The following is a 16,375-nucleotide window of genomic DNA, read 5'->3' as shown; positions in this document are numbered from 1 at the left end:
CCGAATACTAATGAGCAAAGTCTTAAAATCGAAAGCGAGCTTAAAGCTAAGCCCTATCTATATTGCATTAAGTGGCGTGTTTATCGTTGTAAATAGTGAAGCAAAAACGACCGCTAGCCTTGAGCAAATTAATGTGAAAGCAAGTGTTGAGGGGCAGCGTAAATCCAATGAAGTTACGGGGCTAGGGAAAGTAGTTAAGAATACGCAGGATATTAATAAACAACAAGTGCTTAATATCCGTGATTTAACTCGCTACGACCCTGGTATTTCAGTAACCGAGCAAGGACGTGGGGCAACCAGTGGCTATTCCATTCGGGGTGTTGATCGAAATCGTGTTGCACTTTTGGTTGATGGTTTGCCACAAATCCAGTCCTATAAAAGCCAATCTGTACAAGCGAATAGTGGTGCGATTAACGAGATTGAATATGAAAATATTCGTACAATTGAGTTAAGCAAAGGAGCAAGCTCGGCAGAATATGGTAATGGTGCACTTGGTGGAGCGGTCGGCTTCCTGACAAAAAATGCAAAGGACGTTCTCAAAGAGGGACAAACTTGGGGGATTAATAGCAAAACTGCTTACGCCACCAAAAATAGCCAAATCACTCAATCGTTAAATTTTGCAGGTAAAGTTGGAGGTTTTGAGGGGCTGGTGCAATACACTCATCGTCAGGGAAAAGAGACACAAATCCATCCAGATGCCTATAACGTAATGCAACGCTATTACCGTGTTGTACCTGCACCGTTGGATTTTAACCGAAATCAGACTGATAACTGGTTTATCTTAAAAGAAGCTTGTCAGGGGGGCATAAAAGGGGCTTGTGAACCACGTCCTAGAAGCTATAAAGCTCAGCATGTTATAGAGTCTATTAATCCAAAAGATTACACGGGTGAAGGTAGAATCGTGCCAAATCCAATGGAATATAAATCAGGTTCTTGGTTTGTCAAAACAGGCTATCAATTTACTCCAGAGCATTCGGTCAATCTGGTATTTGAAAATACTCAGCAACATTACGATATTCAGGATATGACCTACCCTAAATATGCTACAGTTGAATGGAGTAAGGGTAAAATAAATGTAAACCGTGTTCTTGGATATCAAATGTCGGGTCGCAGTGGCGTATATCGTGATGACCCACTGCAATCGTTGGGTATGCCAAGTATTTATTGGACTCGTAGTCTCTATTTGGACGAACACCATAAGAAACGTCGTATTGGAACGGGCTATCAGTATGCCAATCAGGATCGTAAAGGCGTATTTGATCGTATTAACCTGAATGTGGATCAGCAAAATATTCAAGTGATCACCAAGGCTCATAATTTGCAGTGTAGTCCGTATCCGACATTTGATAAACATTGTACCGTTGGACCTCATACGCCTGATTCTGAAGCAAGATTTGAGCGTAATACTTATAAAGAGGTGCATAAACAGGTTCATTTGTCATTTGAGAAAGACCTAGAAATTGCCAAATCATTACATTTGTTGGGGCTATCATTAAATTATGGTAACGTTCGGTCTAGCCATAAACGTGATGATTATCAGGAACATTATACTTTCTATCGTGATCGTGCTGAATTACCCGCTAATTTTGGATATATCGCAGATTCTGAGAATCGCCCTTATACTGACTGGGACGGGAGAAAAGCAGGAACTTATGCGGATCCTCAAGTCTTCCAAGCACGTTATCCGACGAAGCGAGGCATTCGTAATTACTGCGATCAATCTGGGCTAGCAAAAGATGTTACAGACTGCTCAGCACATACTATTAAGGGAACGCATTACGGGATTGCCTTGCGTGATAACATTTTCTTTGGTGAAAAGGTTGATTTAGGCATTGGTTTACGTTATGACCAACACAGTTATCGTTCTGATGATACTTGGACAAGCGTAGGTAAATTTAGTAATTTCTCTTGGAATACTGGCTTAGCTGTTCGTCCTTTAGAAAGCATTGAATTGTCTTATCGCATTTCAAGCGGTTTCCGTAACCCATCATTTGATGAGATGTTTGGTCGACGTATCCGTGGTGCACAGGACTCGAAATATTGGCAACAAGATCACCTCAAATCAAAATTTAAATCGGAGAAGTCGTTAAACCAAGAAATTGGACTAGCATTTGCCGGCAACCTTGGTGCCTTGGAAGTGAGCTATTTTAGAAATCAGTACAAAGATTTGATTGCAGAAGCGAAGCAGAAAGTGTTTGATGGAAAACATGGCTTCTATAATCTCCAAGATATTCAGTTATCAGGAGTAAATGTTTTAGCGAAACTTAATTGGAGCGAATTATGGAATAAACTGCCAAGTGGTCTGTATTCTAACTTTGCTTATAACCAGATTTCTCCAAAACAGACACGTGTGCAGTCTGGATATGCGTTTATTGAGAATCCTTTCTTAGATACTATACAACCCGCACGTTATGTTGCAAGCCTTGGCTACGATGCCCCAGATGAAAAGTGGGGGGTCAATGGTATTTTCACTTACTCTCAGGCGAAAAATGCAAAGGAGGTGTTGGCGACACGTACCTATCTTGATGGCTCTGAACTTGAAATCGCTGCGACGAATAAACGTACTACACAATGGTATATTTACGATTTGATTGGTTATTATCAGTTAGGTAAACATTTTACATTAAGAGCTGGTGTATATAATTTAACTAATAGTAAATATAGCACGTGGGAAGCGGTCAGACAGTCATCAAGGACAGCAATTAACCCAACTACCCGTAGCTATAACAGCTATGTTGCACCAGGTAGAAACTATGTATTTACCTTAGAGGCGAAGTTTTAGTAGAGATTTATTCTAAAAACGGATCAATGGATACATTGATCCGTTTTTTATATGTAAAACAAGCATTTACTCTTTCGGCAGGCAAGCAATAGAGATTAGCAACCCGCCCCAAATCACGGTTAATGCCACAATCATCATAATAATTGCACTTGTACTCATTACAGATTCTCCTCAAGTTGTTGTTCACGTTTCCATTTTAAGCGTGATAATAAAAATGCAACGACAAATAAGCTGATCGACATTCCCCAGCCAAAAGTGTTAACAAACCAAGACGGATAACCTTCATAGCCTTCTTTGAATACTTTCGTTCCCTCGCTAAATAACATAAATGCAAGCACGCCTGTGGTGAGAACAATAAAGAATTTCCAAAAGAACCCGACTTTAAATGAAGAGGTTTTGTTTAGATGGTTGCCTAATACGCCTAGTTTTTCATCAGAAACAATCACGATCAATGAAACAAAGGCTACAGCAACAATACCAAAATAATTGACGAATTTATCTAATACATCAAGCATTGGTAAGCCTGTGGTTGTACCAAAAAGTAGCACAGAAGTAAACATCATTGGTAAGCCTACCACAAATGTTGAGCTAACCCGCCCAAAATTCAATTTATCTTGTACCGCAGAAATGATGACTTCCAATACCGAGATGAAAGAGGTTAATGCGGCAAAGGTTAATGAACCGAAGAATAATACACCAAGTATTTCACCAAATGGAGCTTGATTGATGATAGTTGGGAATGCGAAGAAGGCTAAACCTATTCCGCCTTTGGCAACTTCATTCACTTCTTGACCAGCTGTGGCAGCCATAAAACCAAGAGCCGCGAATACACCGATACCTGCCAAGAGTTCAAAACTACTATTAGCAAAGGCAACAACCAAACCATTACCTGTTAAATCCGACTGTTTTTTAAGATAAGATGCATAAGTAATCATAATCCCAAAGCAGATAGAAAGGGAAAAGAAGATTTGTCCATAAGCGGCAATCCAAACGCTAGGATCTGAAAGTTTTGACCAATCTGGGGTAAATAATGCGTCCAACCCCTTTTCCGCTCCTGGTAAAGAGAGTGAAAATACCACTAAAACCAAAAACATCACGACAAGAATTGGCATTAAAATACCTGACGATTTTGCAATTCCCTTTTGTATACCTAATGCCAAAATGCCCAAAGCAATTAGCCATACTGCAATTAACGGACCTGTAACCATACCTACAAAATCGAAGCTGATCCCCTGAGCAATATCGCCCATTTTTAAGAATTCGCTGATAAAAAAGTCAATTGGTTTATCGCCCCAAGCACCATTGACAGAAAAATAGGTATAACTTGCAGCCCAGCCTAGAACAACAGCATAGTATACGCCAATAATGACATTAACAAGCACTTGCCACCAGCCAAAGGTTTCGAATTTAGGGCTAAAACGACGGTAGGACAGAGGTGCACCACCACGATAACGATGACCAATAGCGTAGTCTAAAAATAACAACGGAATGCCAGCGGTTAATAATGCTACGATGTAAGGAATAATAAAAGCACCGCCCCCATTCTCATAAGTAGTGTAAGGAAAACGCCAAATGTTTCCCAACCCAATGGCAGATCCAATCGCTGCGATAATAAATGCTCTGCGTCCAGAGAAGGTTTCTCTTTCTGGCGCATTGCTTACTTTTATATTAGACACAATAACTCCCTCAAAAATAACTAAACATACCAGTTTTAATTACGAATTACTCGCAAAGGCGACAAATATGCCTAACAATTACAATAAAGTAAAGGGTAAAAAGCAGAAATTGGGTAGTTAAATATAAGATTCTGTTAGATATAAATTCTTTTTCTATGTGTTTGTTTAGTATAAAAAACTTTAAATGGTCTTGATTTAGTATATTGTATAGGTAAAATTCTTTGAGTTAAGCATAATAAAATACTGTTACGACGTTAGTTTTTGAGAGTAGTGGGAAAATGTAAATTTTAAAAATGCTTAATAAATTTGTGATTCTTATGCTTGCTATTTTTGTTTAATTGTTTTAGAATTTCAATGCTTTGTAATTGTGGTTTGAGTGCAATTATGTGAGTGTCCAGTGTAATCATTTACTGGATAGCGTTACAGATTTTGTAATGTATAAAAATGTCTCCGATTTGGAGGCTATAACAATGGTATAATCGTGCTCCCTTGAGTTTTTCAAGTTTGGTAGCTCGGTTTTTTTATTAGCTAAATTTTAATGGAGCTCTGGTCTAATGCAGAACCAAAGAATCCGTATCCGCTTGAAAGCTTTTGATCATCGTTTGATTGATCAATCTACAGCGGAGATCGTAGAAACAGCTAAACGTACTGGTGCACAAGTTCGTGGTCCAATTCCTTTACCAACTCGTAAAGAACGTTTTACTGTATTGATTTCTCCACACGTAAATAAAGATGCGCGTGATCAGTATGAAATCCGTACTCACAAACGTTTAGTTGATATTGTTGAACCAACAGAAAAAACTGTTGATGCATTAATGCGTTTAGATCTAGCGGCTGGCGTTGACGTTCAGATTAGTCTAGGTTAATTGGGAATTTTAAGAGGTTATTACAATGATTGGTTTAATCGGTCGTAAAGTTGGTATGACGCGTGTCTTCACTGAAGACGGTGTGTCTATTCCAGTTACAGTTATCGAAATTGAATCCAACCGTGTTACTCAAGTTAAAACCCTTGAAAACGATGGCTATTCTGCAATTCAAGTTACGACTGGTACTAAAAAAGCAAGTCGTGTAACGAAGCCAGAAGCAGGTCATTTCGTGAAAGCAGGTGTTGAAGCTGGTCGCGGTTTATGGGAATTTCGTACTGAGGGTGAAGAATTCACTTTAGGTCAAGAAATCACCGTTGACATTTTCGCAGATGTTAAAAAAGTTGATGTTACTGGTACATCAAAAGGTAAAGGTTTCCAAGGTGGTGTTAAACGTTGGAATTTCCGTACTCAAGATGCTACACACGGTAACTCTTTATCACATCGTGTTCTTGGTTCAATTGGTCAAAACCAAACTCCAGGTCGTGTGTTTAAAGGTAAAAAAATGGCTGGACATTTAGGTGCTGAGCGTGTAACCGTTCAATCACTTGAAGTTGTTCGTGTTGATGCTGAACGTAAATTGTTATTAGTAAAAGGTCCAGTCCCTGGAGCAACTAATAGTGATGTTATCGTTAAACCAGCAGTAAAAGCATAAGTCTAGGAGATAGAGATGGAATTACAAGTTGTAGGTGCAAATGCACTCACTGTTTCTGAAACTACCTTCGGACGTGAGTTCAATGAAGCATTAATTCATCAAGTGGTTGTTGCTTATGCAGCAGGTGCTCGTCAAGGAAGTCGTGCTCAAAAAACTCGTGCTGAAGTGTCTGGTTCAGGTAAAAAACCTTGGCGTCAAAAAGGTACAGGTCGTGCTCGTTCTGGTGATATTAAATCACCAATTTGGCGTTCTGGTGGTGTAACTTTTGCAGCAAAACCACAAGATCATAGCCAAAAAGTGAACAAAAAAATGTACCGTGGTGCAATCAAAAGTATTCTTTCTGAATTAGTTCGTCAAGAGCGTTTGATCGTTGTTGATAAATTTGAGATTGAAGCACCAAAAACAAAAGTTTTAGTTCAAAAATTAAAAGATATGGCGTTAACTGACGCTCTTATCATCACTGCTAATGTAGATGAAAATTTATTCTTAGCTGCACGCAACCTTTATAAAATTGATGTGCGTGATGTACAAGGTATTGATCCTGTAAGTTTGATTGCTTTTGATAAAGTGGTTGTAACTGCAGAAGCAGTAAAACAAATTGAGGAGATGTTAGCATGATTCAACAAGAACGTTTGCTAAAAGTGCTTAAAGCACCACATATCTCTGAAAAAGCGACAAACAATGCTGAAAAAGCGAACACAATTGTTTTCAAAGTTGCATTAGATGCAAATAAAGTTGAAATTGCAAATGCAGTTGAGCAACTCTTTGAAGTTAAAGTGGATTCTGTGCGTACTGTGGTTGTGAAAGGTAAAACAACACGCCGTGGTGCGAAAACAGGTCGTCGCAGTGACTGGAAAAAAGCTTATGTAACTCTTCAAGAAGGTCAATCACTTGATCTCGTTGAAGGTAATGCATAGTCTATCAGAGGAGATAAAATAAATGGCTATCGTTAAATGTAAGCCGACCTCTGCTGGTCGTCGTCATGTAGTTAAAGTTGTTAATAACGAACTCCATAAAGGTAAACCTTTTGCAGCACTTTTAGATACTAAATCTAAAACTGGTGGTCGTAACAACTTAGGTCGCATTACAACTCGTCACATTGGTGGTGGGCATAAACAACATTACCGTTTAATTGATTTCAAACGTAATAAGTTAGATATTCCAGCGGTAGTTGAGCGTCTAGAATACGATCCTAATCGTTCTGCAAATATTGCATTAGTACTTTATAAAGATGGTGAACGTCGTTATATTTTAGCACCAAAAGGTTTGTCTGCTGGTGATACAATTCAAGCGGGAGCGTCTTCACCGATTAAAGTAGGTAATGCTTTACCTATGCGTAATATTCCTGTAGGTAGCACAGTGCATAACGTGGAGTTAAAACCTGGTAAAGGTGGTCAAATTGCACGTTCAGCAGGTGCGTATGTACAAATTATTGCTCGTGAAGGTAACTATGTTACTTTGCGTCTTCGCTCTGGTGAAATGCGTAAAGTATTAGCTGAATGTACTGCAACTATTGGTGAAGTGGGTAATTCAGAGCATATGCTTCGTGTTCTTGGTAAAGCAGGTGCAAGCCGTTGGAGAGGTATTCGTCCAACTGTTCGTGGTACTGCAATGAACCCAGTTGATCACCCACACGGTGGTGGTGAAGGTCGTAACTTCGGTAAACACCCTGTTACACCTTGGGGCGTTCAAACCAAAGGTAAGAAAACTCGTCACAACAAGCGTACCGATAAATTTATTGTACGCCGTCGTGGTAAATAATTTTTATTCATAAAAAAGAGGGTAAGCCATGCCACGTTCTCTCAAGAAAGGTCCTTTCCTTGACCTACACTTGTTGAAGAAGGTAGAGAAGGCGGTGGAAAGCGGGGATAAAAAGCCAATTAAAACTTGGTCCCGTCGTTCAATGATCATTCCATCAATGATTGGATTGACCATCGCAGTCCATAATGGTCGTCAGCACGTTCCAGTTTATGTATCGGACGAAATGATCGGTCATAAATTAGGTGAATTTGCACCGACTCGTACATACCGCGGTCACGCCGCAGATAAGAAAGCTAAGAAATAAGAGGTAAAAGATGGAAACTATAGCAAAACATCGTTACGCTCGTACTTCTGCCCAAAAAGCTCGCTTAGTTGCTGATTTAATCCGTGGTAAAAAAGTTGCACAAGCATTAGAGATCTTAACTTTTACTAACAAAAAAGCAGCAGCTTTGGTGAAAAAAGTTTTAGAATCTGCTATTGCTAATGCAGAGCATAATAACGGTGCAGATATTGATGACCTTAAGGTTGCAAAGATTTTCGTTGATGAAGGTCCGAGTATGAAGCGTGTAATGCCACGTGCTAAAGGTCGTGCCGATCGTATTTTAAAACGTACTAGCCACATTTCTGTGGTAGTGTCAGATCGTTAATCAGTAGGAGAATAACAATGGGTCAAAAAGTACATCCACATGGTATTCGCCTAGGCATTGTGAAGCCTTGGAACTCTACTTGGTTTGCGAATACACAAGATTTCGCTGATAATTTAGAAGGCGATTTCAAAGTACGTCAATTTTTAAATAAAGAGTTAGCGAACGCTTCTGTTTCACGCATTGCAATTGAGCGTCCAGCAAAAAGTATTCGTGTAACTATTCACACAGCTCGCCCTGGTATCGTTATTGGTAAAAAAGGCGAAGATGTTGAGAAGTTAAGAAACGCAGTATCTAAAATTGCAGGCGTTCCAGCACAAATCAACATTGCTGAAGTGAAAAAACCAGAATTAGATGCTAAACTTGTTGCTGATGGTATTGCTTCTCAACTTGAACGCCGTGTAATGTTCCGCCGTGCAATGAAGAAAGCAGTACAAAATGCAATGCGCTTAGGTGCTAAAGGTATCAAAGTTGAAGTTAGCGGTCGTTTAGGTGGTGCAGAAATCGCACGTTCAGAATGGTATCGTGAAGGTCGAGTGCCTCTGCATACACTTCGTGCGGACATCGATTATAACACTGCTGAAGCTCACACAACATACGGTGTAATTGGTGTGAAAGTGTGGATCTTCAAAGGTGAGATTCTTGGTGGAATGGCTGCAGTGATTGAGTCTGAAAAAGAGCCAGCGGCACAGCCTAAAAAGCCTGCTCGCAAAGGTCGTAAATAAGGAGATCACTGATGTTACAACCAAAACGTACAAAATTCCGTAAAGTACACAAAGGCCGTAACCGTGGTATTGCGGGCGGTACTGAAGTGAGCTTCGGCACATTCGGTTTAAAAGCTGTTGGTCGTGGTCGTTTAACCGCTCGTCAAATTGAAGCGGCTCGCCGTGCGATGACTCGTGCAGTTAAACGTCAAGGTAAAATCTGGATTCGTGTTTTCCCAGATAAGCCAATTACTGAAAAACCATTAGAAGTCCGTATGGGTAAAGGTAAAGGTAACGTTGAGTACTGGGTAGCCTTAATCCAACCGGGTAAAGTTCTTTATGAAATGGACGGTGTATCTGAAGAAATCGCACGCCATGCTTTTGCATTGGCGGCAGCGAAACTTCCATTTAAAACCACATTTGTAACTAAGACGGTGATGTAATGAAAGCTCAAGAACTAAGAAACAAAAATGTTGAAGAGCTGAATGCTGAGTTAGTGAACCTTTTAGGTGAGCAATTCAAATTGCGTATGCAAGCAGCCACCGGTCAGCTTCAACAAACCCACCAGTTAAAACAAGTGCGTCGTAGCATTGCACAAGTGAAAACTGTATTAAACCAAAAGGCGGGTGAGTAATGACTGATAAAATTCGTACAGTACAAGGTAAAGTAATTAGCGACAAAATGGATAAATCATTTGTAGTTGCTATCGAGCGTACAGTGAAGCACCCATTATACGGTAAGTTCATTCGTCGCACGACGAAATTACACGTACATGATGAAAACAACGATGCTAAATTAGGTGATGTTGTTGAAATTAAGGAATGTCGTCCGATTTCAAAAACAAAATCACATACTTTAGTTCGTGTTGTTGAAAAAGCTGTTATTGCTTAATCAACAAAAAATGGTTAAAACCCTAGCAGTAGTGCTAGGGTTTTTTTTATTAAAAATATTGATAATTAAGCGGTGTAGTTGAAATATAACGAATATCCTGCCTACTTTAGAGAAAAATCACACACTTTAGTTTGTGTTATTAAAAAAGTTTTTATAGCTTAAATAGTATGAAATGTTAAAATTTTTATGTTTGTGTTAATTTATTTATAAAATATTGATAAATGTGTTTTATTTTTGTATCTTGTGTGTGTTTTAAACTTGATTTTTTTTAAAACATTGGTGCATTGTTAATTTGTGGTTATTTAGAATGAGGAAAATATTATGCAAAAGAGTAATCAAGCAAAATTTAAACTCCGTTTAATTGCTGGTAATTCAACATGCTACAAATCTGTGAAAAGTAGATAATTTATTAGGCTATACTGAATTTAGGTATAGCCTGTTTTTATATGGAGTTAAATTCTTATGTCAAACATTGAATATTTGTTTAGTAAGAAAACTAAATCTTTGCTTAAAATAGCAAATCTATCTACCCTTGAATTGAATGATAAGGGGGTTGAATTTATTGATTGCTTTTTAAATGGAAATTACTTGGATGAAGATATAGAGAGTTTTATTTCAGAAATAAAGGGTTGTGGATTTGAAATTAGTAGAGAGAATATTGCTTATAAAGATAACTCTCTTGAAGACATCTCTATGTCATTAATCAGGAAAATATCAGTGCCTATAGTTCATATAATTCAGAATTGCAATAGTCCTTGTATTATGTGTGATTGTTGGATGACAAAGGGAAAAAAATATCATAAATTTGATGATTTGAAATTATTATTTGATAAATTTATTGATATAGGGGTGAAGAGAATAATGATATCTGGTGGTGAACCTTTGATGCACCCAGAATTAGAAAGTATAATTGATTATTTAAATAATATTAATATTAATATTGAGTTAAATACAAATGGAATTTTGCTAGATAAGAATTTATGGATTTTAAAATATAATATATCTGATATCGTAATATCATTGGATGGGATTAATAGAGAAGACTATAAGTTTATTAGAGGGAGGGATAAATTTGATTGTGTTATGAATAATATAAATTTAATTAAGAAAATTAGCAATAAACAGAGTGTAGGAGCCAGAGTTACATTAACTAAAAAGAGTATTGTAAATATTATTGAATTTATTAGTTTTTTACAGGGTAAAAAAATAGATTTTATTGGATTTAGTCCTTTGGATACTCATTCCACTTCTTTCTCTAGAGTTAATTTGGATAAAATTAGAATACAATCTTTAGAAGATTCTCTTATACCAAACAGAGAAGAGTTGTTAGCATTGAAGAGTAGAATTGATAATAATAGTTCTGCTGAGTTTATGTTTATTAATGAACAATATAATCTTGATCGTATAAGTTGGCATCCAGAACAATTTTCTATGTGTTTGTCTTATTATCTTAAAGAAAATATAGATTACCTTTCTTCTATAGAGTCTTGCAATTTTCCATATACATCCTTTGTTGTGGATTATAATGTAGATCTTTTAAATTGTTTTTATTCAGAAAAATTTGGAAATATGTATGATATAAGTAATATAAATTGGGATAGCCATATTCCACTAATAAATCTGAAAAAAGATAAAAAATGTATTAACTGTAGAGGTAAAGTGTTCTGTGGATAATATAAATAAATATAAAGCTTTTGCATTTTTCAAATCAACAGCAATAACCTTGCCCATATTGCCTATTTATATTAATAGTGATATAGGTGTTTCCGTCTCTGATATTATTTATTACTCTTGGATTTCTTTTATTGTTCCATTTTTTCTTGAAATTCCTAGTGGAATGCTATCTGATGCTATAGGCTATATAAGAACATTATGTATTGCTACGTTATTTTTTATAATGTCGTTTATTGTTCTTATGATGCAATTTGAATTATCTTATGTATATTATATATTGTTGATAACCGTTGCTTCTGTATTGTATTCAGGAACTGATATGGCTTTGCTTTATCGAATCTCTGAAGGTAATCAAATTGGGAAAATAAAAGCTGAGGTAGATCATTTCTTCTATAAATATACAAGTTTATTATTTTTAATTTCAGGTGTGCTATATTCGTTTAATGTTTATCTTCCAATAATATTTCAAATTATATCTTTAATGATTTCACTGTTATTTTTAAGGAGTATAGATATAGAAGAGAAGGTTAGTAGGTTAATGCCTGTTAATAGGATTGGTCTTCGATTATTTTATATCAGACCTTACATAGTTCCATTACTGTTATTTTCTTCTTTATTTATTTTTGGTTTAAATGTCAATGTTAGAACTATATCTATTCAGTTTTTTGAAAATAATAATAACGTTTATTATATCTGTATTCTATTTATTTTTACAAACTTCATTTCATCTTTATCCGCTAAATATTATAAAGAAAGATATAGTGAAGATTGGAATATTGCTTTAGTCCTTTTCTATATGATAGCATCTTTATCGATCGCTTACTTATTTATATCAATAGATAATATAGTTATGTTATCTTTGGGATTTTGCCTAATATGTATAGTAAAACCAGTTTATCGATCATATATTTACACATTATATATGTCATTTCAAGAAAAGGAATATGATGTTGCAACAACGCTATCTTATTATACTTTGTTATCTTCTATTTTAGCGTCTTTTTTCAGTTTCTTATATGGAAAGTTGTTTATCAATTTTCAGCAAATTAATATTGTCTTGTCCATTTTTATTTTTATAGTAGGTTGTATTTCTGTTATTTATTTTATAGTTGTAAGATCTAATCAATATAGACTGAATTATAATAGTTTTTCTACAAAAGAATCATATCTCTTACGAGAAAATAATCAGATTTTTTTGTACAGAAATATTTGGATAACTTAGAGATTAATTCTTTTATATTTATTAATGATAAACCGTACCCAAGCCCAAATTTAATTAGAAAAGATTATAATGAGTTAGTATGGGAGTTCATTCCAGGTTTAAATTTATCTTCGTTAGGTAGAGTCGAGCAAATTGATATCTTAAATAAAATATCGATTTTGCAATCAGATTTGTTTGATTCTAACGATAATGAGATGATAATACACGGCGATCTCCACCCAGATAACATTATTGTATCAAATAATACATTTTACATGGTTGATTGGGATCTTGCATATATAGGGTTTATCATTAATGATGTATATAATCTTTATACTAGTCCGCAGTTGCATTTAAATTATGAAGAAAGAGTGAATTATATTCGTATGATTACTAAAGAGAATATTGATGTTATACAGAATAATATAAATAATTTTGTTAGTAATAAAATTTACGAGTTAAGTTTATTAGAAAAAAATAAGGATCACTCTAAAAATTTAATTAATGCTTATCAGGGGATATATTAAAATGTTTTGCTTGGTGTGATCTTTTTTTGTGCTATATCTGCAAATTTCCTATAAACTCTGACCCCTTATATTTCAAATTTTCGTGTTTAAATTGATTATCCTACGCAGTCTTCACTTCTGCCAAATCTCCCCTATCCCCTCTTTGCTAAAGAGGGGAACTGGATCTTTGCAGGAATTAATTTCTGCAGGCAAATCCACATTTCAATTTTCTATTGTTGATGAAGAACAGTGTTCTTGAAATTTCTAGCGATCAACTCCCCTCTTTAGCAAAGAGGGGTAGGGGGAGATTTGTGCAATCTCAAATTTGCAAAAAATCTACACTCTCTGACCGCTTATTTCTAATTTTCTCTTGATTAAAAAGCAGTTAAACTATATCCAGAGTTTAAATATTAAAAGATAAAAATAGGATTTATCTCGATAAAATTAAAATCTGTACTCACGGCTCTTTTTCTTGGTTTATCTATCGGAGTGTCAAGTTATGCCCTGATGATATTCATCATAAATTGTTTGGGCGAATGCGATTCGCCACTATGCTAAATAATTTAATATTATTGTCCGTAATAGGCATTTACACCGTGTTTACGCAGGTAGTGTTTATCTAATAGCTCTTGTTGCATTGAACCAATATTGGGGCGAATCTGATGGCTGACAAAATTCATATAAGCGACTTCTTCTAACACCACAGCGTTGTGTACTGCGTCAAAGGCATTTTTACCCCAAGTGAAAGGGCCGTGTGAATGTACTAATACGCAAGGAATTTCTTTCGGTTCAATGCCTCGTTTACGAAATGTTTCCACAATGACTTTGCCTGTTTCTTTCTCATATTCGCCCGCAATTTCTTCAGGGGTCATTTTTCGAGTGCAAGGAACTGAGCCGTAAAAATAATCGCCTTGTGTTGTGCCTAGTGCAAGAATATCTTCTCCAGCTTGGGCCCAAGCGGTTGCGTGGCGAGAATGGGTATGGACAATGCCACCAATGTCTAGAAATTGGCGATACAGTTCAAGGTGTGTTGGGGTGTCTGATGATGGTTTTTTGTTGCCCCAGACACGGTTGCCGTCTAAATCTACAATCACAATATCATCAGCGGTCATCACATCATAATCTACGCCAGAGGGTTTAATTGCAACAAGACCACTCTCTCGGTCAATTTCGCTGACATTGCCCCAAGTGAATGTAACCAGTTTATATTTGGGTAACTCTAAGTTGGCTTGGAGTACACGTTCTCTTAATTCTTTTAACATTGGAAACCTCCTTCTTGCATTTTTTGTTCAATCCAACGGCGAGCATTAATAATTTCAGTGAGAGGTTCATCAGCTTTTTCTGTCCACATCTCAATTAAAAATGCACCGCGGTAGTTAAGTTTGCTTAAAATTCGGAAAAAATTGGCAAAATCAACACAGCCTTCGCCAAACGGCACATCACGGAATTGCCCTTTACTGGTTTGGGTAACTTTGTAGGTGTCTTTTAAATGAATGGCCGAGATTTTATCAATACCGAGAGTGAATTCTTGTTCAACGTTGTCGTTCCACGCAGAGACGTTACCAATATCAGGGTAAACCGTAAACCACGGCGATTTGATTAAGTCGTCCCATTTTTTCCAACGTGTAATGGAACTCATAAATTGGGTATCCATAATTTCAACAGCAAGGGTAACTTGATTGCTTGCTGCTAGCGATACTGCCCATTCTAGTCCCTCTTGAAAGCGTTGGATCGTGCCTTCATCTTGGTCTTCATAATAAACATCATAGCCTGCAAGTTGAATGGTACGAATGCCTGTATCAACAGCGAATTGGATTGCTTTTTCCATTATTTGGTAGGCTTGTTGGCGTGTGGCTTCATCACGGCTACCAAATGGAAAACGCCGATGCCCTGAGAGGCACATTGATGGGATTGTAACGCCTGTGTTTATAATCGCTTGAACAAGTTCTAGACGTTGCTGTTTTGTCCAGTCAAGGCGAGCAAGCCTTTCGTCGGTTTCATCGACCGACATTTCTACGAAATCAAATCCGCAGGCTTTTGCAATCGAGAGGCGATCTTGCCAGCTAATATTCTTCGGTAAGGCTTTTTCATAGATGCCGAGTTTATGTTTTCTCATTCCTAATATTCCTTATGATGTTTAACAAGCGGTTCAGATTTGATTATATTTTGCAATATATTGGGTTTCTCTTGTTGATTTAATTAAGCCAAAATGACTTCAAGTCCCTGCTCTCGAAGTTGGGCGATAATTTTAGGATTTGCTTCTTTACCTGTAATCAGTAGGTCAATGTCCTTTAATTCGCTAAATAATATGCCAACCTGTTTACCCAGTTTTGTGCTATCAAGTAAAACAACGAATTTTTCTACTTTAGCTAATAATTGCTGTTCTGAATTAGCAATAATCATATCGGTTTTAAAAAGTCCTGCTTGAGTAAAGCCTTTACCACTGCTAAACATAATGTTGGCTGCGTACTTGTTGGCGGAATAGGGCATTTCGCTTTCTGTCGTATTAAGTGAAAGGGTTACTTTTTTGTGATGGTTATATTGTCCACCCATAATGACAATGTCTTCGTGATTATGCTCAATCAGATAGTTTGCAAGCGGTAAGTAATTGGTGATAATTTGCAATTTTTTTCCGCATAAGCTGTTGCCCAGCATTTGCATTGTTGAACCGCAGGTTAATACGACACAATCCCCTGCTTGGCAAAGTTCACCAGCTTTTGTAGCAATGCGTTGTTTTTCCTCAGCATTGTTAATATCATAATGGTGACCACCCTGTGTGTATGCAACCTCCATCGATTCTGCCCCGTTGCGTACTTTCTTTAGCCGACCTTGTTCGTTTAACTTATTAATGTCTCGGCGTGCGGTCGCAGGCGATATGTCTAATAGCTGGATAATGTCTGCAGTGGAAAGGATTCTTCGTTCTCGAAGTAAATTCAGTAATCGACGATGGCGATAATTTTCGTTCATTATTATTTTTCTCCTTTTATGATTGTATAATGAACACGACGCCACCGCCAA

Annotated in this window: 20 protein-coding genes; 15 read left to right on the top strand and 5 right to left on the bottom strand. The window is 36.8% G+C overall.

Annotated elements, in window-relative coordinates:
* Positions 1-10: 10 nt before the first annotated feature.
* The gene (locus EV693_RS06295; RefSeq protein WP_132501519.1) at positions 11-2,782 is read left to right on the top strand and encodes a lactoferrin/transferrin family TonB-dependent receptor; all 2,772 of its coding nucleotides are present in this window, start codon (positions 11-13) and stop codon (positions 2,780-2,782) included.
* 66 nt (positions 2,783-2,848) lie between these two features.
* Here EV693_RS06295 and EV693_RS06290 read toward each other — a convergent pair whose 3' ends face one another.
* Both EV693_RS06290 and EV693_RS06285 read right to left on the bottom strand, forming a co-directional pair.
* A complete protein-coding gene (locus tag EV693_RS06290; RefSeq protein WP_132501518.1) occupies positions 2,849-2,941 on the bottom strand; it encodes a methionine/alanine import family NSS transporter small subunit in 93 nt (30 codons plus the stop codon).
* Positions 2,941-4,449 carry a sodium-dependent transporter gene (locus EV693_RS06285; protein ID WP_132501545.1) on the bottom strand — a complete coding sequence of 503 codons (1,509 nt, stop codon included), beginning with the start codon at positions 4,447-4,449 and terminating at the stop codon, positions 2,941-2,943. The genes EV693_RS06290 and EV693_RS06285 overlap by 1 nt, the downstream gene beginning before the upstream one ends.
* 563 nt (positions 4,450-5,012) lie before the next feature.
* Here EV693_RS06285 and rpsJ point away from each other — a divergent pair.
* From rpsJ to EV693_RS06215, 14 genes are all read left to right on the top strand, one after another.
* Complete coding sequence (rpsJ, locus tag EV693_RS06280; RefSeq protein ID WP_001181005.1) at positions 5,013-5,324, top strand: 30S ribosomal protein S10; 312 nt, start codon at positions 5,013-5,015, stop codon at positions 5,322-5,324.
* Positions 5,325-5,349: 25 nt separating this feature from the next.
* Positions 5,350-5,976 carry a 50S ribosomal protein L3 gene (gene rplC, locus EV693_RS06275; RefSeq protein ID WP_132501517.1) on the top strand — a complete coding sequence of 209 codons (627 nt, stop codon included), beginning with the start codon at positions 5,350-5,352 and terminating at the stop codon, positions 5,974-5,976.
* Positions 5,977-5,991: 15 nt separating this feature from the next.
* Positions 5,992-6,594 (top strand): 50S ribosomal protein L4, encoded by a 603-nt coding sequence (rplD, locus tag EV693_RS06270; protein WP_132501516.1) that lies wholly within the window; start codon positions 5,992-5,994, stop codon positions 6,592-6,594.
* On the top strand, positions 6,591-6,893 hold the full coding sequence (rplW, locus tag EV693_RS06265; protein WP_132501515.1) for a 50S ribosomal protein L23: 303 nt from the start codon (positions 6,591-6,593) through the stop codon (positions 6,891-6,893). Before rplD ends, rplW begins: the two co-directional genes overlap by 4 nt.
* A 22-nt stretch (positions 6,894-6,915) precedes the next feature.
* Complete coding sequence (rplB, locus tag EV693_RS06260; RefSeq protein ID WP_132501514.1) at positions 6,916-7,737, top strand: 50S ribosomal protein L2; 822 nt, start codon at positions 6,916-6,918, stop codon at positions 7,735-7,737.
* 28 nt (positions 7,738-7,765) lie between these two features.
* A complete protein-coding gene (gene rpsS, locus EV693_RS06255) occupies positions 7,766-8,041 on the top strand; it encodes a 30S ribosomal protein S19 (protein WP_005539416.1) in 276 nt (91 codons plus the stop codon).
* Positions 8,042-8,051: 10 nt separating this feature from the next.
* Complete coding sequence (gene rplV, locus EV693_RS06250; RefSeq protein ID WP_132501513.1) at positions 8,052-8,384, top strand: 50S ribosomal protein L22; 333 nt, start codon at positions 8,052-8,054, stop codon at positions 8,382-8,384.
* A 17-nt stretch (positions 8,385-8,401) separates the two neighbouring features.
* On the top strand, positions 8,402-9,106 hold the full coding sequence (gene rpsC / locus EV693_RS06245) for a 30S ribosomal protein S3 (protein ID WP_132501512.1): 705 nt from the start codon (positions 8,402-8,404) through the stop codon (positions 9,104-9,106).
* Between the two features lie 11 nt (positions 9,107-9,117).
* Positions 9,118-9,528 carry a 50S ribosomal protein L16 gene (gene rplP, locus EV693_RS06240; protein WP_132501511.1) on the top strand — a complete coding sequence of 137 codons (411 nt, stop codon included), beginning with the start codon at positions 9,118-9,120 and terminating at the stop codon, positions 9,526-9,528.
* A complete protein-coding gene (gene rpmC, locus EV693_RS06235) occupies positions 9,528-9,719 on the top strand; it encodes a 50S ribosomal protein L29 (RefSeq protein WP_005818323.1) in 192 nt (63 codons plus the stop codon). The genes rplP and rpmC overlap by 1 nt, the downstream gene beginning before the upstream one ends.
* The gene (gene rpsQ / locus EV693_RS06230) at positions 9,719-9,976 is read left to right on the top strand and encodes a 30S ribosomal protein S17 (protein ID WP_132501510.1); all 258 of its coding nucleotides are present in this window, start codon (positions 9,719-9,721) and stop codon (positions 9,974-9,976) included. Before rpmC ends, rpsQ begins: the two co-directional genes overlap by 1 nt.
* A gap of 462 nt (positions 9,977-10,438) precedes the next feature.
* Positions 10,439-11,650 (top strand): radical SAM protein, encoded by a 1,212-nt coding sequence (locus EV693_RS06225; protein ID WP_132501509.1) that lies wholly within the window; start codon positions 10,439-10,441, stop codon positions 11,648-11,650.
* Positions 11,643-12,872, top strand: coding sequence for an MFS transporter (locus EV693_RS06220; protein WP_132501508.1), 1,230 nt, complete (start codon positions 11,643-11,645; stop codon positions 12,870-12,872). The genes EV693_RS06225 and EV693_RS06220 overlap by 8 nt, the downstream gene beginning before the upstream one ends.
* Positions 12,860-13,378, top strand: coding sequence for a phosphotransferase (locus tag EV693_RS06215; protein WP_132501507.1), 519 nt, complete (start codon positions 12,860-12,862; stop codon positions 13,376-13,378). The genes EV693_RS06220 and EV693_RS06215 overlap by 13 nt, the downstream gene beginning before the upstream one ends.
* A 548-nt stretch (positions 13,379-13,926) precedes the next feature.
* Here EV693_RS06215 and araD read toward each other — a convergent pair.
* The 3 genes from araD to ulaR all read right to left on the bottom strand — a co-directional run bounded on the left by araD (position 13,927) and on the right by ulaR (position 16,324).
* Positions 13,927-14,619, bottom strand: coding sequence for an L-ribulose-5-phosphate 4-epimerase (araD, locus tag EV693_RS06210; RefSeq protein WP_132501506.1), 693 nt, complete (start codon positions 14,617-14,619; stop codon positions 13,927-13,929).
* The gene (locus EV693_RS06205; RefSeq protein WP_132501505.1) at positions 14,613-15,473 is read right to left on the bottom strand and encodes an L-ribulose-5-phosphate 3-epimerase; all 861 of its coding nucleotides are present in this window, start codon (positions 15,471-15,473) and stop codon (positions 14,613-14,615) included. Before EV693_RS06205 ends, araD begins: the two co-directional genes overlap by 7 nt.
* 83 nt (positions 15,474-15,556) lie before the next feature.
* Positions 15,557-16,324 carry an HTH-type transcriptional regulator UlaR gene (gene ulaR, locus EV693_RS06200; RefSeq protein ID WP_132501504.1) on the bottom strand — a complete coding sequence of 256 codons (768 nt, stop codon included), beginning with the start codon at positions 16,322-16,324 and terminating at the stop codon, positions 15,557-15,559.
* Positions 16,325-16,375: the final 51 nt, after the last annotated feature.

Origin of the sequence: Nicoletella semolina (assembly GCF_004345745.1) — a bacterium.
In the GTDB taxonomy this organism is placed as follows: Bacteria; Pseudomonadota; Gammaproteobacteria; order Enterobacterales; family Pasteurellaceae; genus Nicoletella; species Nicoletella semolina.
Note: the sequence above shows the minus strand (reverse complement) of the source record. Positions and strands in the feature narration are given on the sequence as shown.